The organism is Secundilactobacillus sp. MJ173, assembly GCF_059704265.1.
Map to the genome: position 1 here is coordinate 21,928 of NZ_BAAKGN010000010.1, position 26,579 is coordinate 48,506.

Annotated in this window: 22 protein-coding genes; 16 read left to right on the forward strand and 6 right to left on the reverse strand. The window is 43.4% G+C overall.

Annotation, left to right across the window (positions count from 1 at the left end; all coding sequences use genetic code 11):
* The first annotated feature begins 178 nt into the window (after positions 1-178).
* From purR to AC6H04_RS01400, 6 genes are all read left to right on the forward strand, one after another.
* Positions 179-1,024, forward strand: coding sequence for a pur operon repressor (gene purR, locus AC6H04_RS01375; protein WP_497569988.1), 846 nt, complete (start codon positions 179-181; stop codon positions 1,022-1,024).
* Between the two features lie 63 nt (positions 1,025-1,087).
* Positions 1,088-2,467: a bifunctional UDP-N-acetylglucosamine diphosphorylase/glucosamine-1-phosphate N-acetyltransferase GlmU gene (gene glmU, locus AC6H04_RS01380; protein ID WP_497569989.1), complete on the forward strand. Its 1,380-nt coding sequence runs from the start codon at positions 1,088-1,090 to the stop codon at positions 2,465-2,467.
* 59 nt (positions 2,468-2,526) lie between these two features.
* Positions 2,527-3,504: a ribose-phosphate diphosphokinase gene (locus AC6H04_RS01385; RefSeq protein ID WP_497569990.1), complete on the forward strand. Its 978-nt coding sequence runs from the start codon at positions 2,527-2,529 to the stop codon at positions 3,502-3,504.
* 260 nt (positions 3,505-3,764) lie between these two features.
* Positions 3,765-6,101, forward strand: a complete 2,337-nt coding sequence (locus AC6H04_RS01390) for an ABC transporter ATP-binding protein/permease (protein WP_497569991.1) — start codon at positions 3,765-3,767, stop codon at positions 6,099-6,101.
* Between the two features lie 149 nt (positions 6,102-6,250).
* The gene (locus tag AC6H04_RS01395; protein ID WP_497569992.1) at positions 6,251-8,128 is read left to right on the forward strand and encodes a DUF2207 family protein; all 1,878 of its coding nucleotides are present in this window, start codon (positions 6,251-6,253) and stop codon (positions 8,126-8,128) included.
* A gap of 80 nt (positions 8,129-8,208) precedes the next feature.
* Positions 8,209-8,559 (forward strand): DUF3899 domain-containing protein, encoded by a 351-nt coding sequence (locus AC6H04_RS01400; RefSeq protein ID WP_497569993.1) that lies wholly within the window; start codon positions 8,209-8,211, stop codon positions 8,557-8,559.
* Between the two features lie 82 nt (positions 8,560-8,641).
* On the opposite strand, the gene yidA is transcribed toward AC6H04_RS01400, so the two are convergent.
* From yidA to AC6H04_RS01415, 3 genes are read right to left on the reverse strand one after another with little or no spacing between them, the layout of a single operon-like run.
* Entirely contained in the window at positions 8,642-9,448 is an 807-nt protein-coding gene (gene yidA / locus AC6H04_RS01405) for a sugar-phosphatase (protein WP_497569994.1), read from the reverse strand.
* Between the two features lie 18 nt (positions 9,449-9,466).
* Positions 9,467-10,816 (reverse strand): HD domain-containing protein, encoded by a 1,350-nt coding sequence (locus AC6H04_RS01410; RefSeq protein ID WP_497569995.1) that lies wholly within the window; start codon positions 10,814-10,816, stop codon positions 9,467-9,469.
* A gap of 21 nt (positions 10,817-10,837) precedes the next feature.
* Entirely contained in the window at positions 10,838-11,662 is an 825-nt protein-coding gene (locus tag AC6H04_RS01415) for a lipoate--protein ligase family protein (RefSeq protein WP_497569996.1), read from the reverse strand.
* Between the two features lie 217 nt (positions 11,663-11,879).
* On the opposite strand from AC6H04_RS01415, the gene AC6H04_RS01420 reads away from it, so the two are divergent.
* The 5 genes from AC6H04_RS01420 to AC6H04_RS01440 all read left to right on the forward strand — a co-directional run bounded on the left by AC6H04_RS01420 (position 11,880) and on the right by AC6H04_RS01440 (position 16,913).
* Entirely contained in the window at positions 11,880-12,323 is a 444-nt protein-coding gene (locus tag AC6H04_RS01420; protein WP_497569997.1) for a YwiB family protein, read from the forward strand.
* 44 nt (positions 12,324-12,367) lie between these two features.
* Positions 12,368-13,006, forward strand: coding sequence for a DNA-directed RNA polymerase subunit delta (rpoE, locus tag AC6H04_RS01425; protein ID WP_497569998.1), 639 nt, complete (start codon positions 12,368-12,370; stop codon positions 13,004-13,006).
* A 436-nt stretch (positions 13,007-13,442) separates the two neighbouring features.
* Positions 13,443-15,053, forward strand: coding sequence for a CTP synthase (gene pyrG / locus AC6H04_RS01430; protein ID WP_497569999.1), 1,611 nt, complete (start codon positions 13,443-13,445; stop codon positions 15,051-15,053).
* Between the two features lie 223 nt (positions 15,054-15,276).
* Positions 15,277-16,557, forward strand: coding sequence for a UDP-N-acetylglucosamine 1-carboxyvinyltransferase (gene murA / locus AC6H04_RS01435; RefSeq protein ID WP_497570000.1), 1,281 nt, complete (start codon positions 15,277-15,279; stop codon positions 16,555-16,557).
* 104 nt (positions 16,558-16,661) lie between these two features.
* Complete coding sequence (locus AC6H04_RS01440) at positions 16,662-16,913, forward strand: type B 50S ribosomal protein L31 (protein ID WP_497570001.1); 252 nt, start codon at positions 16,662-16,664, stop codon at positions 16,911-16,913.
* 233 nt (positions 16,914-17,146) lie between these two features.
* On the opposite strand, the gene AC6H04_RS01445 is transcribed toward AC6H04_RS01440, so the two are convergent.
* The gene (locus AC6H04_RS01445) at positions 17,147-18,331 is read right to left on the reverse strand and encodes an MFS transporter (RefSeq protein ID WP_497570002.1); all 1,185 of its coding nucleotides are present in this window, start codon (positions 18,329-18,331) and stop codon (positions 17,147-17,149) included.
* A 116-nt stretch (positions 18,332-18,447) separates the two neighbouring features.
* Between AC6H04_RS01445 and AC6H04_RS01450 the strand changes: the two genes are divergently transcribed.
* On the forward strand, positions 18,448-19,323 hold the full coding sequence (locus AC6H04_RS01450) for a LysR family transcriptional regulator (protein WP_497570003.1): 876 nt from the start codon (positions 18,448-18,450) through the stop codon (positions 19,321-19,323).
* 263 nt (positions 19,324-19,586) lie between these two features.
* On the opposite strand, the gene AC6H04_RS01455 is transcribed toward AC6H04_RS01450, so the two are convergent.
* The gene (locus AC6H04_RS01455) at positions 19,587-20,825 is read right to left on the reverse strand and encodes a multidrug efflux MFS transporter (RefSeq protein WP_497570004.1); all 1,239 of its coding nucleotides are present in this window, start codon (positions 20,823-20,825) and stop codon (positions 19,587-19,589) included.
* A gap of 165 nt (positions 20,826-20,990) precedes the next feature.
* Here AC6H04_RS01455 and AC6H04_RS01460 point away from each other — a divergent pair, with 165 nt between their 5' ends.
* Positions 20,991-21,692 (forward strand): class A sortase, encoded by a 702-nt coding sequence (locus tag AC6H04_RS01460; protein ID WP_497570005.1) that lies wholly within the window; start codon positions 20,991-20,993, stop codon positions 21,690-21,692.
* Positions 21,693-21,922: 230 nt separating this feature from the next.
* On the opposite strand, the gene AC6H04_RS01465 is transcribed toward AC6H04_RS01460, so the two are convergent.
* On the reverse strand, positions 21,923-22,387 hold the full coding sequence (locus AC6H04_RS01465; protein ID WP_497570006.1) for a low molecular weight protein-tyrosine-phosphatase: 465 nt from the start codon (positions 22,385-22,387) through the stop codon (positions 21,923-21,925).
* A 172-nt stretch (positions 22,388-22,559) separates the two neighbouring features.
* Here AC6H04_RS01465 and AC6H04_RS01470 point away from each other — a divergent pair, with 172 nt between their 5' ends.
* From AC6H04_RS01470 to cshA, 3 genes are all read left to right on the forward strand, one after another.
* Positions 22,560-23,345, forward strand: coding sequence for a hypothetical protein (locus AC6H04_RS01470; protein WP_497570007.1), 786 nt, complete (start codon positions 22,560-22,562; stop codon positions 23,343-23,345).
* Positions 23,346-23,453: 108 nt separating this feature from the next.
* Positions 23,454-24,836, forward strand: a complete 1,383-nt coding sequence (locus AC6H04_RS01475; RefSeq protein WP_497570008.1) for a UDP-N-acetylmuramoyl-tripeptide--D-alanyl-D-alanine ligase — start codon at positions 23,454-23,456, stop codon at positions 24,834-24,836.
* A 183-nt stretch (positions 24,837-25,019) separates the two neighbouring features.
* On the forward strand, positions 25,020-26,564 hold the full coding sequence (gene cshA / locus AC6H04_RS01480) for a degradosome RNA helicase CshA (protein WP_497570009.1): 1,545 nt from the start codon (positions 25,020-25,022) through the stop codon (positions 26,562-26,564).
* The last annotated feature ends 15 nt before the right edge of the window (positions 26,565-26,579 follow it).

A 26,579-nucleotide genomic window follows, 5' to 3' on the forward strand; every position in this document is an offset into this window, starting at 1 on the left:
ATATGAAGGCAGCAAAAGTATCCGTATATCTATCCGATTGTAAGGCAGGTAAAACGACTAAACTTCGTGGAGTTATTAATAAAATCATGAGATTCAAAGAATCCATCCCTAAAACCCGAACATTTATGCTAGAATGAGAATATTAAATCTGAAGTTAAGTGACATGGAGGAAACCAAAGTGAAAGTAAGAAGAAGCGACCGGCTGATTGATATGACCCGGTACCTGTTAGAACGGCCTCATCAATTAGTGTCGTTGACCTTTTTTTCGGAACGTTATGGTTCAGCTAAGTCTTCAATCAGCGAAGACCTGACGATTTTGAAACGGACACTGAAAGCCCGCGGAACGGGTCTGTTAGAGACGGTTCCTGGCGCAGCTGGCGGTGCACGGTTTATTCCGTATATTCCCCAGCAAGAAGCCACTGAGTTTGTTGATGGCGTGATTAAATCACTGTCTGAAGCCGATCGCTTCTTACCAGGTGGTTATGTTTACATGTCAGACTTACTGGGTCGACCAAATGTTTTACGTCAAGTAGGGCGGCTGATTGCGACCCAGTATTTGGCGGACGAGGTTGATACGGTGCTAACGGTGGCAACTAAGGGGATTCCGATTGCGCAAAGTATTTCGGATTACTTAAACGTGCCGTTTGTTATTGCACGGCATGACTCACAAATTACTGAAGGTTCGACTGTGAGTGTGAACTACGTTTCTGGTTCTAGCAGCCGGATTGAAAAAATGGCGCTATCCAAACGTAGCTTGTCACTCAACTCCCGTGTCTTAATCGTGGATGACTTCATGAAGGGTGGCGGAACCGTAGGCGGGATGCAGTCCTTAGTTAAGGAATTTGATGCGAAAGTGGCTGGTGTGGCTGTTTTTGCTGAAGGCACTTTTGAAGGCGAAAGAAAGGTACCGAAGTATACATCATTGCTTAAAATTCATGCCACCAATGATCATGTTGATGTTACGGCTGGTAATTTTGCCGAACAAATTTATACTCCGGAGCGACTGACTCAATTTCAAGATTAGGCGTTTAAAGGGTAAACAAATCAAAAATAAGTTTTACTAACTAATGTTAAGGAGTTTGTCTAAATGAGTACTAGAAATACGATTATTCTTGCTGCTGGTAAGGGAACTAGAATGAAGTCAAAACTGTATAAAGTTTTGCATCAGGTTTGTGGCCGTTCGATGGTTGATCACGTTTTGACGCAAGTTGAAAAGACACACATGGATCAAATCGTCACAGTAGTGGGTTATGGTGCTGAACAAGTTGAAGAAACTTTGGGTGACCGGACTAAGTATGTACTGCAAAAAGAACAGCTTGGAACGGGTCACGCTGTTTTACAGACGGAACCCTTATTAAAAGATCAAGACGGCACGACCTTGGTTGTTAGCGGTGATACACCGTTGTTTCGAGCTGAAACATTTGAAAAATTATTTCAGTATCATGAAGCTAAAAAAGCGGTTGCGACTATTCTGACGTCACAGGCACCAGATCCAACGGGTTATGGACGCATCGTTCGTAATGATATTGGCATCGTTGAAAAAATTGTTGAACAAAAAGATGCCACCAAGCAGGAACAAGAGATTGATGAAATCAACACCGGTGTTTATGTCTTTGACAATAAGGCGCTTTTCGCAGCACTCCATAAGACTTCTAATCACAACGCACAGGGTGAGTACTACCTGACGGATGTGATTCAGATTTTGAAGGAACAGGGCGATATTGTATCTGCATACCGGATGCCTTCTTTTGAAGAATCTATGGGCGTTAATGACCGGGTTGCTTTGGCCAAGGCAACCAAAGTGATGCAACGTCGGATCAATGAATATCATATGAGTAACGGTGTGACACTGATCAACCCAGAAGACACGTACATTGATGTCGATATTAAGATTGGTTCTGACACGATCATTGAACCAGGTGTTCTCTTGAAGGGCAAGACAGTCATCGGTGATAATTGTCGTATTGGTGCTCATTCAGAGTTGCATGATGCTGTTTTACATGATAATGTGACGGTGACATCTTCTTATTTGGAAGATTCTGAAATGGAAGATGGCAGCAACATTGGTCCAATGAGTCATTTGCGTCCAGATTCACATATCGGTAAGAACGTGCACTTAGGTAATTTCGTTGAAGTTAAAAAAGCGACCATCGATGAAGGTACTAAGGTTGGCCACTTGACTTACGTTGGTAACGCTCATTTAGGCAAACGAATTAACGTCGGCTGCGGGGTGGTCTTTGTTAACTATGATGGTGCTCACAAGCACGATACAACGGTTGGCGATGATGCCTTTATTGGTAGTAACTCTAACCTGATTGCACCATTAACGGTTGCCGACCATGCCTTTATTGCGGCTGGTTCAACCATTACCAATGAAGTGAACCAATATGATATGGCGATTGCACGTTCTCGGCAGACTAATAAACCGGGATATTTCAAAAAGTTACCCTACGACCCAGAAAAATAATGTACGGAATTTGTTATTTAGTGTAAAATGTACGTAGAATTAAGCCATTGGAGGATCCCATGTCAGAGAAATATAATGACCCAAAGTTGAAAATCTTTGCGTTGAATTCCAACAAACCACTTGCTCAGCGTATTGCTGATGAGGTTGGTGTTAGTCTTGGAAAAACATCAGTTGACCGTTTTAGCGATGGTGAGATCCGGATCAACATTGAAGAAAGTATTCGTGGGTGCCACGTTTTCGTGATTCAATCGACTTCCGCTCCCGTCAACGACAATTTAATGGAATTGTTGATTATGGTAGATGCATTGCGTCGTGCAAGTGCAGCAACGATTAACGTGGTTATTCCGTACTATGGTTACGCACGTCAAGACCGTAAAGCGCGGTCACGTGAACCCATTACTGCCAAGTTAGTTGCAAATATGTTGGAAAAGGCTGGTATTAGCCGAGTCGTAGCGTTAGACTTACATGCTGCGCAAATTCAAGGTTTCTTTGATGTTCCAGTCGATCATTTAATGGGTGCACCATTATTGGCAGACTACTTTATTAACCATGGGATTGCGGAGAACGCCGTAGTGGTTTCTCCTGATCATGGTGGTGTGAGTCGTGCTCGTGCTTTGGCTGAATTTTTGAAGGCGCCGATTGCCATTATTGATAAGCGACGTCCAAGAGCTAATGTTGCTGAGATTATGAACATTATCGGGGACGTTAAGGGCAAGCGTGCCATCATGATTGATGACATGATTGATACAGCGGGTACGATTACGCTAGGTGCGCAAGCTTTAATGGATGCTGGTGCAACAGAAGTGTACGCCAGTGCAACCCATCCCGTTCTTTCGGGACCCGCAATCGAGCGAATTTCGAATTCAGCCATTAAACAGTTGATTGTGACGGATTCCATTCAGTTACCAAAAGAAAAACAAATCGATAAGGTTAAGCAGATTTCTGTTGGCCCGCTGATTGGTGACGCGATTATTCGGATTCACGAAAACCGCCCAGTTAGCCCACTATTCCATAATCGATTTCACGGTAAAGAGTAGCAGTCGAAACTAAATTATTAGTGAAACAGGTTCTCTCATGCAGAGGGCCTGTTTTTTGATACGATGTGTATCAAAAATTTCGAAAGATTTAGGACAACAATGCATGTATAATGAATGAAACAGATGCAAAGTATTAGACGTATGGTTTTTTAAGAGAATTCCTATACGCAGAATATGAAAATAAATGATTAAGTGTAACTCAATAACGGATGACTGTCAGTTGTTGGTTATACTCGTTTTTTACCTGATGGAGGTCGGATATGCTAGAACTTAAACATTTAAAAAAGTATTACCACGTTGGTGACACCATTACGAAAGCCTTGGACGATGTTTCGGTGGCCTTCCGTAAACAAGAATTTGTAGCTATTTTAGGTCCCAGCGGGTCTGGGAAAACAACGATGTTAAATAATATTGGTGGTTTGGACGTTTATGACTCGGGTGATCTGGTCATAAAAGGTAAGTCTACCAAGGAATTCAAAGCCTCTGATTGGGACGCATACCGAAACAATTCTGTTGGTTTTATTTTCCAAAGCTATAATTTAATTGGTCATCTGGGAATCATTGATAACGTTGAATTAGGGATGACCTTGAGCGGTGTTTCTGGTGAGGAAAAAAAGGACCGTGCCGTAACGGCTTTGAAGCGGGTTGGCTTGGAAAAACACATGTATAAGAAAATCAACCAACTTTCTGGTGGACAAATGCAACGGGTTGCCATTGCGCGGGCAATCGCTAACAATCCAGAAATTCTGCTTTGTGATGAGCCCACGGGTGCGTTGGATACGGAAACCAGCCAGGAAATTATGAAAATTATCAAGGACCTCTCCAAAGAGCGGTTAGTGGTAATGGTAACGCATAATCCTGAGTTAGCAGACCAGTATGCTGACCGAATCATTCGGTTCGCGGACGGAAAAATCCAATCTGACAGTGATCCATACGATGAAACGGAAGAGAATCAAAAGTTTTCCTTGAAGAAAACGAAGATGACTTACTGGACAGCACTAAAGTTATCGTTTACCAACATTCGAACCAAAAAAGGCCGTACTTTTTTGACGGCGTTTGCCTCAAGTATTGGAATCATTGGGATAGCCGTTGTGCTTGCGCTGTCTAACGGTTTTCAAAAACAGATCGATAAGACTCAGTCTAACACGTTGGCACAGTATCCCGTGACGATTTCGCAAACCGCATCATCACAGAATGGCACTGCTAATGGTGGTCAAAAAAAGGAGCATTTTTCTAACGACAAGGCGGTAATTGCTGAAACCAGTGAGGCAGATAAAGCCCAGCACACAAACAAGATTTCTCAAAAGTACGTTGATTACGTCAAAAAGTTGAATCCTAAATATGGGAAAAACATTGGGTATACGTATACTACTGGCATGAATCTACTGCGAAACGTTAATGGCAAGGTGAAGCCCGTTCAGCTTTCAAACCAGGATCAGAAAAAGACGAATGGTGTCGATGTTTCCAGTATGATGGCGAGTTCAGTGGGCGTAGGGGTTTCTTCTTATCCAACTGATAATTCTGGCAAGGTGAGTTTCCTGCACAAGCATTACAAGGCGTTAGCCGGACAATTTCCAAGCAAGGCTACGGACGTGGTCTTGATCGTTAACAAGGACAATTCAACCAACGTTAACGCGTTGAAAAATTTGGGCTTTAACGTCAAGAACAATCAGAAAGTTAACTTCAATCAGATTGTCGGTACGACTTTTAAAGCGGTCAATAATGACACGTATTATACACAGCGGATGGGGATGTATTTGCCAAGCAACAACTATCAGTCGATGTATAATAACAGCACCAATAGGACGTTACGTGTGGTTGGTGTGCTCCGGGTAAAATCGGCTAATGAAGAGAATATCTTGGCCCCTGGTTTTGTTTATAGCGACCGATTGACTAAAGAAATGGTTGCTCAAAATGCTGATTCTAAGATCGTGAAGGCACAGAAAGCAAGTTCGAGAAACGTCTTGACTGGCCAAACGCTTGATAATAGTACCGCTAGGGATCAAGTAATTAACGCGTTGGGCGGATCTAAGATGCCATCTAGCATCATGATTTATCCAAATACATTCCAGAACAAAGACAAAGTCCTTAAATATTTGGACGGCTATAATAAAGGTAAATCAAATGCAGACAAAATCATTTATACCGATATGGCTGGTTCGGTTTCCAAATTAACGGGCGGTTTGATGAACGCTATCACGTACGTTTTGATTGCGTTTGCTGCGATCTCATTGGTTACTAGTATGATTATGATCAGTATCATTACTTATACCTCCGTACTTGAACGGACCAAGGAAATTGGTGTTCTAAAGGCATTAGGCGCTCGTAAGAAGGACGTTACACGGGTATTTGATGCTGAAACAGCAATCTTGGGTGTGGCTTCAGGGGTGATTGGGATTGTGATTGCCTGGTTGGCAACCTTCCCAATCAATTCGGTGATTAAGAGCTTAACGAATCTCAATAATGTTGCACAGCTAAGTTTGTGGTCAGCAGTCATTTTGATTATCGTTAGCACCGTATTGACCATTTTAGGCGGTCATATTCCGGCACGAATGGCATCTAAGAAGGATGCAGCGACGGCATTACGAAGTGAATAAATAAAGTATTGAGGCCATCAGACATTTAGTAAATTACTAAGTGCCTGGTGGCTTCTTATTGTGAACTTTTTAACTTAATTTTCGGAATTTAAGTAGTCAAATAAATTGTAGTTTGATAATATGATGAGGTAAAGGGGGGAGTGTCAAAAATGAAGAAGCGAATCATGTTTCTGCTTACAGCGATTTTGGCTGTATTATTTTGGGGATGGGGAAGCAGCAAAGCTAGCGCATCAGGGTACAGTATTAATCGTTACCACATCAATGTCACTATCGAAAAAAATGGTGATGCGGCTATAACACAGCGAATTAAGTATCATTTTGATGACTTATACCATGGCGTGTTCCTCGACCAGGATTATACGGGTACCGGTGGCATAGTTGGAAAGCCCACTGTCAGTATTTTAACCAAGGATGGGAAGACTATCGCTAGTGATAAAACACCGGGGGTGCAGAATACTTATGAGACTTCTGATTCTGGTCACGTTTATCAGATTAAGGTTTACCATACCGCTTTTGATGAAAGCGTGACTTATCTGTACAAGTACCAAATTCGACACGTGATCATCAACTATGCGGACACGGCAGAATTGAATTGGAAAATTATTGGTCGCGGATGGACAGTGCCACTGAAACACGTTCAAATTACGGTTCAATTACCTGGTAAAAACGTCAAGAAATTACAGGCTTGGACTCATGGTCCACTCAGCGGCCATACACAGGTTGATAAAAAGGCTGGCAAAGTGACCATGAAGGTTGCTGAAGTACCAGCAAAAACCTTTGTTGAGAGTCATATGGTCTTCCCAACGTCACTCACATCCGCCAATACAAGGACTTCCAACAAGAATCATTTAGCAGCGGTTCGTAAACAAGAAGCTAAGCTGGCTAAACAAGCTAATCTTAAGCGAATCCAATCCCAGTTGATTCCGTTGGGGATTATGGTGGTGGCGTTAGGGTTGGGACTTTTGAACTTACTGATGACATTGCGGTGGTTCAGAAACCACGTTGGTTTGCCGGTGAAGAGAACACCCAAAGTTCACAGTTTTGAGATTCCAGAGTACTCAGCGGTGACCAGCCAAAGTATTTTAACCGAGAGTGAGCCGGATACCAGGGCATTTACAGCTTGGTTAATGGAACTGGCTGCTAATGGTGAAGTCGTGATTAAAGCTGATAAAGTAAAATCAATGCTGCGTGAATCAGTGACAACTTACCGGATTACAGAAACAGCGAAACTTAGCACTAATCATCAAAACGATAAGTTACTGTCATTCTTATTGAATCAAATCGGCGAAGGTACGAAACCTAACCGAACCTTTACTTTAATTGATATTGAGGATTATCGACGGAAACATCCTGATAGTTTGAGCTTGAAGGATAGATTTGACAATTGGCGGAAATCCCATTATGAAGAAACGGACGCACTGGGGCTGTTTAACCATCGGACGGATGACGTTGGTGTTAAAGGCTGGCTCTTGATTATTTTCAATGTGATTTTGGGGATCGTCGGCCTAATAGCAGCACTGTTCTTCACGGTTCCAGTACTGCGTGTTGCGGGTGTGATCGTTAGTATTGCGTTTATCATCATCAGTGTGATTGTGGCAATCAAGCATATGCGGCACGTTTCTCACTACACTCAGGCGGGCGAAGACGCTGCGGGTCAAATCCGTAACTTCCGCAGCATGCTGCATGACATCGGCGAGTTTGACCGGTCTCAAGTGGGCGATTTAATTTTGTGGGAACGGATGCTACCGTATGCCGCTGCGTTTGGCCTGTCTAAGCGGGTACTAAAAGCCATGGCGGTTAACTTCAGTGCTGCTGAATTAACGCCATTCTTCCAGAGCTACTACCCGATGTATCTGGATGACAGTTATTCGGGTGCTGATTTTGGGACGGCGTTTACGTCAACTTTTACAACGGCCAGCGTAGATAGTTCTAGTAGTGATTTTTCATCGGATAGCGGCGGCTCTGGTGGTTTTAGTGGCGGTGATTCCGGTGGCTTTGGCGGCGACTCTGGTGGGGGTGCGTTTTAGCCTCACCTTTAAAAGGGCTTGCGCCATCACGCAATCTCAACTATGCTAGAGCACAATAATAGTTGAATAGGTGAGAGAATTTGAAAAAGGTAAAACAATATCGTTGGGCGCTACTGACACTGGTCATTATTGTAGCGGGTGGACTGTTAGTACTGCCGTGGCAACCGTTGATCGTAGTGGCAAATAGCTGGTTCATGATTGGCTTAGTTTTTTTAATCGGCGCTGCATTTTTCGTTTTGGAAAAGGGGCATTTATTCGCGGGCTGGCGTAGACGACGGCGCAAGGGTGAAGAGGCGCTGCCTGAAGAAAAAGTTCCTGCACGTGAAGTTGCCAGTTTGAAAAACGCCCCAATCGTGGTGAATAAGTACGCCTGGTTTTGTTTGATCAACGCAGTGGGGTTGATCGTATTGAGCATTATTTTGACCATTTAATCGGTTTTACACAAATAAAGAAGGTTAACAAGCAGTCATCATAACTGGTTGTTAACCTTCTTTTTATTTATGTGGTAACGGTTTAAAGGGCAAATTTTTCAATGGCATAGGCGACACCATCTTCTTCGTTCGTTTTAGTCACGAATTGCGCGGTAGCTTTCACTTCGTCAATGGCGTTGCCCATGGCGACACCAGTGCCGGCGAACTTCACCATGGTCAAGTCATTACCTTGATCACCAATTGCCATGACTTCATCGGGAGCAAAGCCTAACTTTGTCGCTAGTTCAGCAATGGCATTACCCTTGCTGGCCTGCTTATTCATTGCTTCGTAGAAGTAGGGCTCGCTTTGAACCACGTAAAAGCGCTCCTTTAATTCTTCAGGGAAGTTTTTGATAAAGGCCGATAGTAACTTGGGGTCATCAACAAACATACCCTTTGAAATCGTCAGGTCATCCGTAATTTCTTCAGGCATTCTGAAGCGAATCGGCATTTGAACCAAGAATGCTTCAGCTACCGTGTAAGGGCTGATATCACGATTGGCAGTGTAAATATGGTCTAGGGTTTCCATGTGAAAATGGATATTAGCTTTACGTGCGACTGCCTCTAAATCGATATAGTCTTCTAAAGTAATGTTGTGACTGACGATTGGGGTGCCGGAAATGGTTTGCGCTAAACTGCCGTTGAAGGTGACAACGTATTCGTCATCACCCTGAATGTTTAGCGGCTTTAGGTACTGTGAGACACCCGTGATCGGACGGCCAGTACACAGGACAACTTTGATGCCCTTTTGACGCGCTTTCGTTACAGTATCAATCGTATGTTGCGTCAGCTGCTTGCGGTCGTTGACTAAAGTGCCGTCGATATCAATTGCGATAAGTTTGATTGCCATGTGTAAACTCCTTAATAGTTAAATGATGTAGTCGTTATGCAAATGAGCCTGAAAAGCTTTGTAAACTGGATCAAATAGTTCGATATTGTCTTCTTTTGAAGATAACATTTCCTTTGGGAAGAAGAAACGCTGGTCGCCAGAGAATTTCCCCGTAATGGCGCTCACTAAAGCACTAACGGTTGAAAGTTCGATGAGTTGGCCATCGGACTGCATGAGTTCAATCTGAGTCATCGGTTTTTTCATATTAGGATCATAAGCGTCGTAAGGTAAATCGTAACTATTGTTTGTATCCGTGTAGTAGAGGGAGTTAAAGCCAGCTTTTTCAATGAGTTGCCGTAATTCAGGAATCTCTTCCTTAGTTCGTTCATCAAATTTAACTGATTTTAACGGCTTCCGATCCAAGAAGCGGTGTGCTAAGTCTGCCAGAATAGGATCGTTAGATTGCCGCCAGTGGGCGAAATACGTGGTGAGGGTACCGTCGTCCAACAAGAGGTAATCGTCCAGATCGAATTCGTGGTTAAAGAAGGGATACAGCAAGTAGGGCGCAGCTGACTCGTTTTGATTGTCCGCAGACTCATAGTCTTCTTTTGCCCGTTTCAGTAAATGACTTAAGATGACTTCCATTGAACGTGATACCGGGTGAAAGTAAATTTGTTGGTACATCTGAAAACGGCTAACGATGTAATCTTCGACGGCGTGCATGCCGCTGATTTCAAAGCAAATCCCGTCTTTGTATGGCCGCATGACTCTGAGAATACGAGTCAAATCAAATGTGCCATACTTAGTGCCAGTATGATAAGCATCGCGCAGCAAATAGTCCATCCGGTCTGCATCAATTTGACTGGAAATCATTTGAACAACTTGCGGATTAGGATAAGTTTTTTGAATAACCGATGCGACTTGGGCTGGAAATTCAGGGCTGACGCTGCGAAGTACCTGGTTAACTTCGGTGGTTGGGGATGTGAGAATGGCTACCGTAATGGCTTCATGATCAGTCTGAAAAATATGTTCGAAAGTGTGGCTGTATGGACCATGACCAATATCGTGCAGTAGGGCCGCACACAATGCTACCAGTCGCTCGTTATCGTCCCAAAGTCCGTCACCCGGTTTTTGGGTGGGATAATTACGTTTGAAGTTATCACAAATCTGCCGAGTGATTTCGTACACACCCAGTGAATGAGTGAACCGTGTATGTTCAGCACCGTGGAAGACTAATGAAGCCGTCCCCAGCTGTTTGATTCGACGTAAGCGCTGAAATTCTTTGGTGTTGATTAAATCTAAAATGATTCGGTGCTGAATGTAAATATAGTTATGAACGGGATCGCGAAAGACCTTTTCACGAGGCAATCGTTCTGCTTGATATGGCAAATTAAACAATCCCTCCTTCAATTAAATGCCAAGCTGCCTTTTTTGCATCTTGGCGAGTTCCTTATTGTAAGTTTTTTGAAAATCCGGTGATTGCGTACTCGTCATCAAGGTCGTTGAATCGAGTTGCACACCTTGCTGCTGATAAGCGGCCAAAATGGCACCCTTCACTTCATCGATCGTCAGCGGTTGGTGCAACGCATCCGCAATATTGGTCATGGTGTCGGGCCAAACGTCGGGGAAACCCAATTCATTAGTGTGATTAGCTAAACCAGTATCATAAAAATCACGCACAAGGGAACCGCGAAAAATTTGATCACCCAAGATGCTGATATAAGCCATGACAACTAATGCCTTCGTGGTACGGCGTTGGGAAATACCGGCAAACTTTTGACCGTTAACACTTAAATCGTAGTCGCCAGGACAATAGGAGTGGGTGACTTCGTAGCTTTCAATTGGCAGACTCGGAAAAGTCTGTTGAATCAGTTGTTTCATGAGTTCGTAACCGTCATTCACAGACAGATGTTGTGAAGTTGTTTGTGGAATAAACAGTGAAACGTTTAACACACCGCCATCACTGACTACAGCCAAACCACCGGAATTACGGATGAAATGATCATACCCATTATCGGTGACTGTTGTTAAAGCAGCCGGCAAATCGGGTAGGCGCCGATCCTTTAAGCCAAGAATCAGTGTTGGCGGCAGTGTCCAAAAGTGTAGTAGTGCTTGATCAGTGTCGCCACAAAGATCAAGTAACGCGTTGGTCATACCAAACGCAGCCAGCTTGTTATCACTGGTTAAAGGTGTATCAATTACTTGCAAAGATGAAAACAACGCTTGTTTTTTCATACATATCCCTCGTTAGTTTAAGAAGAATTCTGTTATCATTATAACGGAAATAAAGAGCCGCGTCACTAATTTTGGACTAGTCCATTATTTTGGGCGTTAAGTCAGGGGATTTACCGGTATTACCGGGATAAATTATGGTGGAGTTTAATCGTGCAAAATCTTGGATAAAAGCGTTATAATGAACACAGCGTACTAAAATTGGAAAGGAAGGGTTGCAATGGATGACTTGTCAACCAGCATTCCAGTTGGCATTCACTTAACGACTCATACCGTACAAGATGGTCAATCTTCTGATTATGCACTTGATGTAGAGGGCCAAATTGTTCAAATCGGTGAGACGATTTATTTGCGATATCAGGAGCCGGACTCTGAGAATGAGGACGGCAGTGTACCCGTAACCATTAAGTTTTTGCCTAATGGCGACGTGACCTTAACTCGTAATGGGACTAATCGGTTACGGATGCATTTCAGTGCGGGTAAGCGGATTCGGGCAACATACCGAACACCGTATGGATTAATACCGGTAGAAACGGTAACACCGCAATTGCGGGTAGGTTTTCATCAGCGCCCGTTTGGTGGTTCAGCATCAATTGACTACCTACTTTATGTCGGTGAACAATTGTTAGGAAATTACGAGATTAGATTGCAATTTACAGTGTAATCGAGTATAGTGATTCGTAGACTGTGGAAGGGACGTGCACCAGTTTGGAATTAAAAGTCTTAGAAGGCCAAAATAAAAACGAATTATCAATGATTGAAGTAGCTCACGCCATTTTGTCAGAACGTGGGGATGCCATGCCGTTTGTTGACTTAGCTAATGAGGTTCAGGCATACCTGGGCGACTCAGATAAGGAAATTCGCGAGCGGCTTTCTCAATTCTATACTGATTTGAATATTGATGGCAGTTTCATTTCGTTAGGTGATAACGTCTGGGGTTTACGAACCTGGTATCCCTTCGAATCAATCGATGAAGCTACGGTTGGTGCAGAAGAGGACGAAGATCATCCGAAGACTAAAAAGCACAAGAAAGTGAATGCTTTCTTGGCTGATTCAGCGGATGATGATGACGTTATTGATTACGATGACGACGATCCTGAAGATCAAGATGACGTTGATGTTGATGATGACGATCTTGACGCTGACTACAATGAAGATGACGAAGATGACACCGATGATAGCACTAAAGAACTTGGTAAGTACAAGAGTGATTTAGCAGATATCGATGACGGTGATGATGACGACGCTGACAGCATGCCAGATGGTATTGAAGGTCAATTGTCAGAATTTAATGAAGATGATGATGACTTCGACGATGATAATGACGACGAAGAATCAGGTAAATAGTATCGTAGCTCAGCTCGTGTAGCTGGGCTTTTTTAGTGAGTGTGTGACTAAACTCGGTAGATTCCAGAATTTAACGCCAAAAGTACTAATTTCGACGAACTTTGTCGGAGTTGGTACTTTTGGCGTTAAATGGCCGGAATCTGAGTTTGGGAGCACTATTAGGCTATATTGACGCATTGAACTAAGGGACGAGCATGGACTTATTGTCCAACCTCTTAGCCCCACCACTGACACGTCGCTAATGCATCAAAGTTATTTTTCTTAAGTGAAAGCACTTGACGCAAAAGTAACAACTTGTTATTATGTTTTTTGGGCACCTTACGAGGAATCGCAAGGTCAACGTTCGGAATAATCGCTCCCTATTCATCATGAATAGGGAGTTTTTTATTGGTTTACGACTGTTTTTCCCTAAACTTAATCTACGAGGAGTTATACAATGACCAAATATATTTTTGTAACTGGCGGTGTGGTTTCTTCACTTGGTAAAGGAATTGTTGCAGCATCTCTTGGACGTCTGCTTAAGAACCGTGGGTTAAATGTGACTATTCAAAAATTTGATCCCTACATTAACGTTGATCCCGGTACTATGAGTCCATATCAACATGGTGAAGTGTTTGTAACGAACGATGGGACCGAAACCGATTTGGATCTTGGTCACTACGAACGGTTCATTGACAATGACCTCAATAAGTATTCTAACGTCACGACTGGTAAAATTTATTCAGAAGTTTTGGAAAAGGAACGTCACGGCGACTACCTGGGCGCGACAGTTCAAGTGATTCCGCATATTACCGGCATGATTAAGGAAAAGATTATGCGGGCTGGAAAAACCTCAAACGCCGATATTGTGATTACTGAAATTGGTGGGACCGTGGGTGACATTGAATCCCAACCATTTCTAGAGGCAATTCGGCAGATGAAGGCTGAAGTTGGCGATGAGAATGTCATTTACATTCACACTACGCTGATTCCATATCTCCATGCTGCTGGTGAAATGAAGACGAAGCCAACGCAACACAGTGTCCGTGAGTTAAGAGGATTAGGCATTCAACCTAATATTTTAGTTGTCAGAACTGAAAAGCCAATTACCGAATCAATGCGGAATAAAATTGCGTTGTTCTGCGACGTAAAACCAGATGCTGTGGTTGAATCAATGGATGTGGATACCATTTATGAGGTACCGTTGCGTCTACAAAAACAAGGTATGGATCAGCTTGTGCTTGATCATTTTGGTGTAAAAGCACCTGCTGCTGATATGGCTGATTGGTCAACGATGATCAACAAAATTAATAATCTCAAGAACACCATCACGATTGCGCTGGTTGGTAAGTATGTTAGTCTTCAAGACGCTTACATTTCAGTTGCCGAAGCATTAAAGCATGCCGGCTACCCACTGGATGCTAAGATTGATCTGCGGATGATCGATGCTGAAAAGGTCACCCCAGAAAACGTGGCAGACACTCTGAAAGATGCAGACGGATTACTAGTTCCCGGTGGTTTCGGTGACCGAGGAATTGAAGGCATGATCACAGCTATCCAGTATGCACGTGAAAATGATTTGCCATTCTTAGGAATTTGCTTAGGAATGCAAATGGCCAGTGTTGAATTTGCACGTCACGTGTTGGGATACACGGATGCTAACTCGACTGAAATGGATCCTAACACGACTCACAAGGTAATCGGTTTGATGGCTGACCAAACTGATGTTGAAGATATGGGTGGTACCCAACGTCTAGGTGCCTACCCATGCAAGCTAAAGCCAAATACAGTAGCTGCAGCTGCATATGATAACAAACCTGAAATTTCAGAACGTCACCGTCACCGTTACGAATTTAACAACGCTTATCGAGATGAAATGAGTAAAAAGGGCTTAGTCTTTTCTGGTACTTCACCTGATAATCACTTAGTTGAAGTTATTGAATTGCCAAGTAATAAATTCTTCGTGGCAGCTCAATACCACCCAGAGTTCCTTTCACGGCCAAACCGTCCAGAAGGGTTGTTCAAAAACTTTGTCGCAGCTGCAAATCAGCAGCATAACGAAAACTAAACGTGAGTGGGTTTAAAAGTCGCGTGGTCGCCAAGATCATGCGACTTTTTTTCGTCTATTTGGACAATTGTCCGTTATATGAGGTGATTTTAAGGTATATTGGTGCCTCAAATATTACAATTTAATGGAATCGACGTTAAACTATTGTATTTTAACTGTTCATTATTTATGATAAGTTAGGACTGCATTGAAGCACGATTTTATAGTAGAGGAAAATTATGTCATGAAAAAAATGATAATCCACGGTGGACAGCGCCTGTCAGGTAGCGTCAACATCGGTGGTGCTAAAAATAGTACGGTCGCACTAATTCCAGCGGCAATCCTGGCAGATACACCAGTTAAATTTGATATGGTACCAGATATTTTAGATGTTCATAACCTGATGCTGATTTTGGAGTCCATGAACGTGCACTCTAGATTTGAGGATGGTGTTTTATCAATCGATCCCACTGAAATCGTGGAAGCACCAATGCCGAGTAAAGCCATTAAAAGTTTGAGGGCTTCTTATTATTTTATGGGCGCATTACTTGGGCGGTTTGGTCGTGCAATACTGACTTTCCCAGGTGGTGACAATATTGGTCCGCGGCCAATTGACCAGCATATCAAGGCGTTTAAAGCGCTGGGTGCAGAAGTCGAAGATGATCACGGTACAGTTCGAATTACCACGGGCGAAGATGGCCTACATGGTGCCCGAATTTTCTTGGACGTCGTTTCGGTTGGTGCAACGATCAACACAATTTTGGCGGCCGTTAAAGCGAACGGGCTAACCACGATTGAAAATGCGGCGAAAGAACCTGAGATTATTGATATTGCAACTTTTTTGAATAATATGGGTGCCCATGTTCGTGGAGCTGGTACGGATGTTATTCGAATCGAGGGTGTCCCCGTATTACGTGCTACCAATGTTCACACGATTATTCCTGATCGAATCGAAGCAGGGACCTTTTTAGCGATGGCTGCTGCGATGGGAGATGGTGTGGAGATCCACAACATTATTCCTGAACATTTGGAGTCATTTACAGCAAAACTGATTGAAATGGGTGTTGACTTACAAATCGGTGAAGACTCTGCTTACGTTGGGCCGTCTCAGAATTTAAAAGCAATCGAAGTTAAAACAATGCCGTTTCCAGGTTTTGCAACTGATCTTCAACAGCCCATCACCCCATTGTTACTAATGGCAAAGGGGAGTAGTATTATTGTTGATACGATTTACCCACAGCGGTTGAAGCATGTCCCTGAGTTGAAGAAAATGGGGGCTAAGATTCGTCCAGAAAAAGATATGATCGTGGTGGACCACACTGATCAGTTAACCGGCGCAACAGTAGACGCGGGAGAAATTCGTGCAGGAGCTGCGTTGATGATTGCTGCTTTAATGGCAGAGGGCACAACGACCATTACTAGTGCAGACAATATTTTGCGTGGTTATGGTAGCATTGTGGAGAAACTAACCTCATTGAAGGCTGACGTTAAAATTGAAGATAGTGATCGCGTAGAAGAATTATAAGAGTGACTTGAATTAGACCAATTCTTATGATATTCTATTTAGGTTGACGATAACAATCAATCTCTGTCTCAGTACATGATTCAGGGCAAAGGAGCGAAACAATTATGAAAAAAGGAATTCATCCAGATTACCACCAAGTGGTATTCCAAGACTCAAGTACCGGCTACAAGTTTTTATCAGGTTCAACTGCAACTTCTGAAGAAACAGTTGAATGGGAAGATGGCAACACTTATCCATTGATTCGTGTTGAAATTTCTTCTGACTCACATCCTTTCTACACTGGTAAGCAAAAGTTTGCCCAAGCAGATGGTGCTGTGGATCGTTTCAACAAGAAGTACGGTTTAAAAAACGACTAACATTAATTAGTGGACCACTTACCTTGATTAGGGTGAGTGGTTTTTTTATTTGAGGGTAATAAAAGCGCCACATCCAATAGTTATGATTGGACGTGACGCTTGATTTTTAGATTGCGTAAACGTGTTCAGGCAAGCAGGGAACTGCATGCAAACCGACTAATTCATAAATCCAAGTTCGTGAATTTTGTCGGAAGTGACTTAGGCTCCAGTCTTTAACCGCTTGCCTGAACACTCTAGCATTTCAATTTCCACGCTAGCAACAAACCGAGAGCTTCCATCACACAGACCGCGGTGAAAACCTGAACGTAACCGAATGCACTGGCAATCCCAGCACTGATCATCGCGCCACACACGTTGCCTAATGCTTGAAACGTTTGATTATAACTAAAGATTCGCCCCAGTGCTGCCGGTTGTGTATTTTGCGTCAATATAGCTTGTAATGCTGGCAGTAATGCAGCAATTGAAAGGCCAGTAATAAAGCGTAGACTGCCAAGCCCCCAGATGTTGGTCACGAAGATTTGAGGGATGTAGATGAGCGTTCCAAGGGCGAGACCACCAATCAACAGTTTGCGTTGACCGTGCATATCACCCAAACGTCCTAGGTAGCCCGCTGATATAACAGTGGCAATGCCTGGTAGGGCTGCCACAATTCCAGAAATAAGCGGTAAGTGAGGGGCTGACGGCAACAGATCGTCCAGATATAGGCTTAAAATTGGGTTAACCGCATTGTTAGTAGCTTGCACGATTAAAGTTAGAACAAAGATTAATAGTAGTAGCTTGATATGTGGCTGTGCCGAAAGCGTATCACGGATCCCCATTTTTTCAGAAGCAGGGACGGGTTCAAAGGTTTCCGTCACTAGTTTCCAACTTAGACCAAATACGGCAAGCATCAACAGTGCGGCAATGAAGAAGGTACCCCGGAATCCAACGAAGGTTGCTAATGCGCCACCAATGATTGGGCCGCAAAGTAATCCCGCTGTATCGCCAGTTGCCAGTGTGCCTAAAGCCCAACCTTTATGTTCTTTGGGTGCTTCTGTGGCAATCATGGATTCGGCGTTATTGATATAACCAGAAAAAATACCTTGAATGGCACGTGCAAGGATAATCAGCCACACGTTTGGTGCAATAGCAATCATGAAACAACAGAAGCTTAATCCCCCAGCGGCTCGCAAAAGCATAGGTTTGTGTCCAACACGGTCAGAAAGCTTTCCCCACAGCGGTGAAACAACCGCTTTGATGAGGAAGGTGACGGCGAAGATGCTGCCGGAAAGCAGACTGAGTTGACTTGGAGTGTAGTTGCCAAGGCTTTTTAGGAACAGAGGTAAGATTGGAACAATTAATGATATTGCGCCTTCGGACATGAATGCGCCCATCCAAAGGACCATGAGATTTCGGTGCCAATAAGTGATTGATTTCATATGTATGACCAGGTTTCACTATTAATTTCACTTATAAGTGATGCGGATTACTCTATCATTTCAGTGGTATTATAGTCAAAGAGAACAATACTATAATATTTATTTATGAGGTGCTTATGAATTTTAGAGATCTGGCGTATTTCCATCAATTGAACCAAGTATTGAGTTTTACTCAAGTTGCAAAGAATTTTTCAGTGAGTCAGCCAACTATCACGCAATCCGTTAAGCGGCTTGAACGGTACTTTAATACTGAACTTTTGATTCGTAATCCACATACTAACGGTGTACAGTTAACGCCGGCAGGACGGCAATTAAGTCAGACTGCTGAAGAGATTTTGACGGTCTGGGAGCGTAACCGGGCAGTCATTGCTCGAATGACCGCGGATTCATTATTGATAGGAATTGAACCAACGATTGGTGAGCAGTATCTGCTAAAAATTGTTTCAGCATTGCAGGCCAATGGCTTATTTCAGCATGTACGTTTCGTGGAAGCTGGTTCACTGGTTCTGGATCAGAAATTGGCAGTTGGGGAAGTAGATGCGATTATCACTGGCGAAGTAGAGCGTGAAGAAAACCCAGTAGAAGATCGATTGGTACCAATTCATTTTCAGTTACTCGCAAGTGTGAATCATCCACTGGTTCGTCAACGTTCGGTTACCGTTAAGGACACGTTGGGATTTCCAATAGTCACCAAGAGTGCTAATTTCTTGAACCATAAAATTTTTGCGCGGCTATATGCACGACAAGAGCCTCAGGTGCTGTTTGAAAGCGATAATGCACATGTTGTATTAGATGCTGTAGCATCCAACGTGGCACTTGGTTTTCTAGCAGACCTAATAAAATTACCGGATACAGTGGTGCCATTACATATTGCAGACGCACAATTGCCCCATGTATGGTTAACCTTGAGATACCGCAGTGACCGCCAGCCAACGCATCTTGCCAATCAGATTATGGGTGTGATTAAACAAGCAGTCATGGAAAATGATTAATTTTAATCAACTGTCGCAAGCTCGTGGATTTGCACCGTTTTTATGTGTCGTTGAATTTTGTTGCTAATAAAAGCGCCACATCCAATAGTTGTGATCGGACGTGACGCTTGATTTTTAGATTGCGTAAACGTGTTCAGGCAAGCAGGGAACTGCATGCAAACCGACTAATCCATAAATCTAAGTTCGGGATTTTTGTGCTCGTTGCTGTTACATTGCCAAAACGTGCTCCGGCATGCAGCTATCTAATCGCTTGCCTTCGCACTCTAGCTATTCAAATGTTTTCTCCTCAAACTAGCCGTATTATGCCAAACTAGCAGGAAGTTTAACAGGACTAGAACCGAGGTTGAGATGAAGACCCCCGAGTAGTCGAACACCGTGGAAACGACTGAACCAATCATTGGTCCCAGCACACTGCCAATTGCTTGGAAAGACTGGTTCCAACTGAAGACCCGGCCAGTCACCTCTGGTGGGGTGTTTTTTGACAGAATCGTTTGGACAGCTGGCAACATAGTGGCGTTAGAAATACCAATTAAAAATCTTAAAAACATCAGTTGCCAGACGTTAGTGACAAACGCCATTGGCAGATAGACCAGGATGGCAAAGATAAACCCAATCGACAAAATTAATTCAGTCCCAATTCGATCGCCTAAGCGGCCCAACTGAGGAGCCGCAAAGAGGGTGGCAACCCCCGGAATAGCAGCGACAATACCACTAAACAGCGTAATTGCCGATCCCTTGGGCATGATTTCTCTGACGTACAGTGACAAAACGGGTGAGATAGACATGTTGGAAGCCTGGATGATCAGGGTAGTAATGAACATTCCCAAAATTAATCTTGGATGATTGACCACACCCAGTACTTCTTTACTCGACAGCATATTTTCTTTTTTAACGGGCGTGAACGATTCCGTCACGAAGAAGTAGCTCACGAAAAAGACGGATAATAAAAGTACACTGGTAATAAAAAAGGTGACACGATAGGAGAAAATTTCGGCTAAAACACCACCAACTAGAGGGCCGAAAAGCGACCCCGCAACGTAACCAGTTGACAGCGTACCAAGTGCCTGACCGCTCTTGCTTTTAGGTGCTTGAGTTGCCATTAACGCGTTGGCATTACTAATGTAGCCAGAAAAGATTCCTTGAATAAAACGTAGGGCCATCAATTCCCAAACGCTGGTGACAGCACCCATTAGCCCCATCACAACGGCCATCCCCAGTGAGGCTCGCAATAGCATCAGCTTGCGACCCTTTCGATCAGCTAATCGTCCCCACATCGGACTAGCTACGGCTGTAACCAAGTAGGTTGCGGAGAATGTGATACCAGAGTATAAATTAAGTTGATCTTTGGTGAAGTTACCTAATGTATCCACATAGAGGGATAAAAACGGCATGATTTCGCTAAAAGCGAGCCCAGCCATAAAGGTACCAAACCACAGGACGAATAAGTTGCGCCGCCAGATTGGACGTTTGGGCTTGGCGGTGGCAGGTTCTGGTTCAGTCAATGAATATCAATCTTCTTTCTTTTAAATCATTCTTTAATCGGGTAGAATATAGCAGTAACATTAAGAGTAGCACGTTTTATGGTGTTAACCAAGGTATACCATTAACGTGCGTAATGAGTTAGACCGCTTTCATAAGCGATTTAATAGGGATTGTGGGGGAGTAAATTGAAAAATAAAGAACATAGCCAATTTACAAAGTGGTTGTACAGAATTGGTCTGGTGATACTTTTACTCATTTCTCTGGGATTAATTTTTAACCAGCAAATTAAAAATTATCTGGTGAGTTCGTATCAACCAAAAATAACGGCCAAATCAGCTGCTAATAACGATAAGAAACAGGCTAACTTTAGTTTTAAAAATGCTAAATCATTGAACTTTTCAACGGTAGCAACCGCCCGGATGAATTCAAAAAATATTTTGCCGGTTGGTCAAATTTTAGTGCCAAAGTCTGGTATTCACTTGCCAATTGCCAAGGGGGTTGCTAATACAACGCTGGCGTTGGCTGCAGGGACGATGCGGTCCGATCAAAAGATGGGTCACGGCAACTATCCATTGGCGGGTCACCACATGGTGCGAAAGGACATTCTTTTTTCACCGCTGTACTTTAAGACTCGGGTAGGCGATACGATCTACACCACGGATATGAAGAAGGTTTATACGTTTAAAGTTTATCGGCGGGAGTTTATTGCCGCTACTCGGATTGATGTTGTGAACCAAACGAAAGCCAATATCATTACGTTGGTGACTTGTGACGCAACTGGAGCACGGCGGTTAATGATTCGTGGGAGATTAACGAATACCGCAAAATTGTCAGATACGCCGGTGAAGGTCCAAAAAGAATTTGCAGCGAAATTTAATAATAAATAAGCGTGTGTGGTCTAACACGAAGAAACGCCATTCCGATTGTCGGAATGGCGTTTCTTGCGTTAAACGGCCTAATCTGAGTGGCTGAGCATATCAGCTAGATTGTGAATATAGGCAAAGATTTAGTTGCCTGTCAGTTAAGAAGGCTGGGGAAATTTTTTCATCAAAATAGACTTATAGCACAATTTCTTAGGCTTGTTTAGGTCGAAACAGGATTTTGATTAAGACATCGATCAGCTAGCAGCTTTAATTTTATTTAACCAAGCTGGCAGCGCAGACATTAAGACTTGGTAGGTATATTCGAATCGGTGAGTATACCAAGGGTCCGGAATTTCTTGCCCTTGTTCGCCAGGGAGAATGTCTAAGCAGAGATGGATCTTATGACGATCTGCAGCGGGTGCCATTTGATTTAGGTTAAAAATGTTTTGACTGTCCATTGTGATAATGTAATCAGCCCACTCAAAATCTTGTCGTGTAATTGGCCGAGAGTGCATGTCACTATAATCCAATCCGTGAGCGGCCATTACCTTTTGGGCACCAGGGTGTGGTTGGTTGCCTTCCTCTTCACTGCTGGTTGCACATGAATCCACTTGAATTTGATCTTGGAGGCCGGCTTTGCTGACCAAATTTTTAAAAATAGCTTCTGCCATAGGTGAACGACAGATATTGCCTAAACAGACAAAAAGTACGTTAGTCATGAAACAGACTCCTTTTGAGTAATTTCCCCCATGTTATTTGATAATGGTCGGAACGTCAAGCGCGGGAGAGGCCGACAAGAAATTTAATTAGATTAAACGTTTAACGTCCTTTTTCGTAATGTTTCGTAGTACAATAAAAGTGTCTATAATGTGAGAGAGCGTGGGAAAAGTGATGCAAGGGAATTTTATCTATATTAACTGGGAACAGGTGAATAATCTCGTGATTTCATACGGGATTACTTCGGCTGATTTTGTGAACGGCATGTCAGATGTTCCTCAGCGAATTGTTTTGATCGACGGTAAACTTGAGGGGAATCAAGTCAATAGCCACACGCGGTTTCAAACGGTAACCGGTCAAAATTCAGTACGTGAGTTCATATTGTCAAAGACCAATTCGCCCAAAATGTGGCTGGATTATCATGAAAGTGATGATCTTGATTTGATGATGCCCAGTGAAATTGCTGAATTGTTGTATATGGCACATATGGGCACTCATTATCACCTACCACTTTATTCCAAGCTTCAAAATGCGTATGCCTATTTGGGCACTACGACAGGGTTTGTTAAAGTTTACTATCGTCGGATGGCGACTTTTGAACACATTTTGGATATTTCGTTAAAACGTCACTTGAGATTATTACACAGTAATCGCTGGATGATGTTTAATCGACCATTTTCAGTCAGTGAAGTACCGAAGGAAATTGTTCAAAAGGTTCAAACTGCTTTTTCAGAAGGACTAGTTTTTGCCTTTGATCAAGCAGTAGAACGTCGTCGGCGATACTTGATTCCCATCCGGTTGCAGGAGCATCCAGAACGCCAGAATTGGTGGCATGATCGGATGGATGTTTACGAAACGACCCGGCAGGTTGGGACGCTTAGCTATGATGTTGAGCAAAAACAGTGGGGTATCGAAATTACGGATGAAGTTCCTTTTTCAGAAAATGAAATGGATTTATAAGCGGAGTCAATCGAGTCGGTAGCTTGATATGTCCCCGCTTTTTGGTGTCTAGTCGTGGTATAATACTCGGTGTGAAAAAAACGAGACAAAAATAGGAGATTGTTTTCAATGAAGATGCAACTTGGTGAAATCGCAAGTGCGGTTTCTGCTCAAAATGATACTAGTGCTTGGAACGAAATTGAGGTTTCCAGTGTCGCTTTCGACAGTCGTCATCTTTCTAACGGTGCGTTGTTTGTGCCTTTGGAAGGGGAGCGAGACGGTCATGAGTTTGTTCAAAGTGCACTAAAGAATGGTGCCGTAGCAACCCTATGGAAAGCGGATCACGGTGAAGCGCCTGCGGATTTGCCAGTGCTGGTTGTTGATGATCCATTGACAGCCTTGCAATCCCTTAGTCAGCATTACTTACTCAAAATCAACCCTAAAGTTGTGGCAGTGACTGGTTCAAACGGCAAAACAACGACCAAAGATATGGTGGCTGCCATTCTTTCTGCCCAATTTAACGTGACTAAAACCATGGACAATTTCAATAATGAAATTGGGGTACCGGTTACCATCCTGTCGATGGAGCCTAATACAGAGGTACTGGTCATTGAGATGGGAATGGATCGTCCAGGTCAGCTTGATTTTCTAAGCCGATTGGTCGAACCAGATGTTGCTATTATTACCATGATCGGTGAAGCGCACATTGAGTTTTTTGGTACTCGCGACAAGATTGCTGATGCCAAGATGGAAATCACGCATGGCTTAAAGGCAGATGGGACGTTTATTTATGATGGTGATGAGCCGTTATTAGTTGAGCGGGCTAAAAAGGTGTCACAGCAGCAACGTACTTTTGGTCGTCAGGAAACTGATGATATGTATGCCTTAGGCGTTGATGCTACAGATACGCAGACGACCTTTACAGCTAGTGAGTGGCCGGATCAAACGATGACCGTTCCAATGATTGGCGACTATAACGTCAACAACGCATTGGCAGCGCTGAGTGTCGCTAAGCTGTATCGCATTTCACCACAGGCATCAGCTAAAGCGTTTGGAAATTTGAATTTAACTGAAAACCGTGCGGAGTGGGTCAGTGGCTCCGTGGGAGAACGGATTTTGAGTGATGTTTATAATTCCAATCCTACGGCTGTTAAAGAAGTAATGGCCGCCTTTTCTAAGGTTGCAACCAGTGGTAACCGACGCGTTGTTTTGGGCGACATGCTGGAGTTAGGTGAACAGTCAGATGAGTTACACGCTGGACTTGAAACTGCTTTTGATTCGACTTCAATACAGGCTGTGTATCTGGTTGGGCCCCATATGAAGGCACTGTATGACGCATTACAAGACAGGTTTGGTGCCACTCACCTTCATTTATACGGCACTGATGAACAGGCGCAATTAATTGCTCAGCTGCATGCTGACATTCAGCCCGAAGATATTATCTTGATCAAGGGTAGCCATGGTATTCATTTGGAGAATGTTTTGGCTGCACTGCAAGCAAATAACGATTAATACGTGCAACTTGATGATTAATAAAAATATTAATTGTTGCTTTTCCTAGTTGTGTGATGTATGATACTCTAGTTGTATTTTTTTCGAACTAACACTTGTAAAATGGGGAATATGACGCACCAAACGAGACGGATTTCTCATAGTCGTATTCCCTTTGTAAAAGCCTATTAGGAGGACATTTATTTGAAGTTTTCAGAACTCGGGTTATCAAAGCCTTTACTCAAGGCCGTTGAACGTAACGGTTATGAGGAAGCAACCCCCATTCAAGCAGAAACCATTCCAATGGTATTGGAAGGTAAAGACGTTATTGGACAAGCACAAACAGGGACTGGGAAGACTGCGGCCTTCGCATTACCTATTTTGCAAAACATTGATCGTGACGATCCCAACATTCAAGCGCTGGTCATTTCACCAACTCGTGAATTGGCAATTCAAACTCAGGAACAGATTTTCCAACTGGGTCATGAAGAGCATGCGAAGGTTCAGGTTGTTTACGGTGGTGCTGATATCCGTCGTCAAATTAACAGCTTGAAGAACCATCCCCAAGTCTTAGTCGGTACACCGGGTCGTTTATTGGATCATATGAACCGCCGGACGGTGAAACTAGACCACGTTAAAATGTTGGTCTTAGATGAAGCCGATGAGATGTTAAACATGGGATTCTTAGATGATATTGAATCTATTATTAAGCAAACCCCAGAAGAACGGCAAACAATGCTGTTTTCAGCAACTATGCCACCAGAGATCAAACGGGTTGGTGTGCAATTTATGCACGAACCACACCACGTTAAGATCAAGGCCAAAGAATTAACAACTGACTTAATTGAACAATACTATGTCCGTGCCAAGGACTACGAAAAGTTTGACGTCATGACTCGGATGTTTGACGTTCAAGCACCTGATCTCAGTATCGTCTTTACTCGAACGAAGCGTCGGGTTGATGAAATCACTCGCGGTCTTGAAGCCCGTGGTTATAATGCCGCTGGGATTCATGGTGATTTGACTCAAAAGAGTCGTTCTCAAATCCTTAACCAGTTTAAGCATGGTAAGCTTGATATCTTAGTGGCAACCGATGTTGCTGCTCGTGGGATCGACGTTGAAGATGTGACTCATGTCTTTAACTATGATATTCCTCAAGATCCAGATAGTTACGTGCATCGTGTCGGCCGTACTGGCCGTGCCGGGCACCATGGTGTATCGTTAACCTTCGTTACACCAAACGAAATGGATTACCTGCGTGAGATTGAAAAGTTAACCAAGGTGCGGATGTTACCATTGAAGCCACCTTCGGAAGCCGAAGCCTTCAACGGTCAGTTAAGCAATGCTGAAGAAACGGTTAAGGAATTAGTTGAAAAAACTGATACCGACAAATATGCTGATGTTGCATCAAAGCTCCTTGATCAGTATGAAGCCGTTGACTTAGTTGCTGCACTTTTGAACGACTTAACCAAGGATAACTCAAACCAAGTTCCCGTTAAGATCACGCCAGAACGTCCATTACCTCGTCACAAGGGTGGCGGCGGTAGCCGGAATTATCGTGGCGGTCATGGCGGTGGCCATGGTCGTGGCGGTAACAACCGTCACTATGGTAAGAGTAACGACAGTCATCGTCGCTATGGTTCTGGTTCTAGCAAGGACCACCGTGATCATGGTGGTAGTCGTGATCGTCGCGACCGTAAGACCAGCGGTGGCAACAAACACGGATTTACGATTCGTAAAAAAGATTAAACTTTAATTTTAAAA

Bases quoted from the DNA above. Each gene is read 5' to 3' on its own strand.
- AC6H04_RS01465 (WP_497570006.1), bottom strand. From the start codon at position 22,387: ATGACTAACGTACTTTTTGTCTGTTTAGGCAATATCTGTCGTTCACCT.
- AC6H04_RS01395 (WP_497569992.1), top strand. From the start codon at position 6,251: ATGAAGAAGCGAATCATGTTTCTGCTTACAGCGATTTTGGCTGTATTA.
- AC6H04_RS01390 (WP_497569991.1), top strand. From the start codon at position 3,765: ATGCTAGAACTTAAACATTTAAAAAAGTATTACCACGTTGGTGACACC.
- AC6H04_RS01385 (WP_497569990.1), top strand. From the start codon at position 2,527: ATGTCAGAGAAATATAATGACCCAAAGTTGAAAATCTTTGCGTTGAAT.
- AC6H04_RS01445 (WP_497570002.1), bottom strand. From the start codon at position 18,331: ATGAAATCAATCACTTATTGGCACCGAAATCTCATGGTCCTTTGGATG.
- AC6H04_RS01475 (WP_497570008.1), top strand. From the start codon at position 23,454: ATGAAGATGCAACTTGGTGAAATCGCAAGTGCGGTTTCTGCTCAAAAT.
- murA (WP_497570000.1), top strand. From the start codon at position 15,277: ATGAAAAAAATGATAATCCACGGTGGACAGCGCCTGTCAGGTAGCGTC.
- glmU (WP_497569989.1), top strand. From the start codon at position 1,088: ATGAGTACTAGAAATACGATTATTCTTGCTGCTGGTAAGGGAACTAGA.
- AC6H04_RS01415 (WP_497569996.1), bottom strand. From the start codon at position 11,662: ATGAAAAAACAAGCGTTGTTTTCATCTTTGCAAGTAATTGATACACCT.
- AC6H04_RS01440 (WP_497570001.1), top strand. From the start codon at position 16,662: ATGAAAAAAGGAATTCATCCAGATTACCACCAAGTGGTATTCCAAGAC.
- AC6H04_RS01470 (WP_497570007.1), top strand. From the start codon at position 22,560: ATGCAAGGGAATTTTATCTATATTAACTGGGAACAGGTGAATAATCTC.
- pyrG (WP_497569999.1), top strand. From the start codon at position 13,443: ATGACCAAATATATTTTTGTAACTGGCGGTGTGGTTTCTTCACTTGGT.
- AC6H04_RS01450 (WP_497570003.1), top strand. From the start codon at position 18,448: ATGAATTTTAGAGATCTGGCGTATTTCCATCAATTGAACCAAGTATTG.
- AC6H04_RS01420 (WP_497569997.1), top strand. From the start codon at position 11,880: ATGGATGACTTGTCAACCAGCATTCCAGTTGGCATTCACTTAACGACT.
- yidA (WP_497569994.1), bottom strand. From the start codon at position 9,448: ATGGCAATCAAACTTATCGCAATTGATATCGACGGCACTTTAGTCAAC.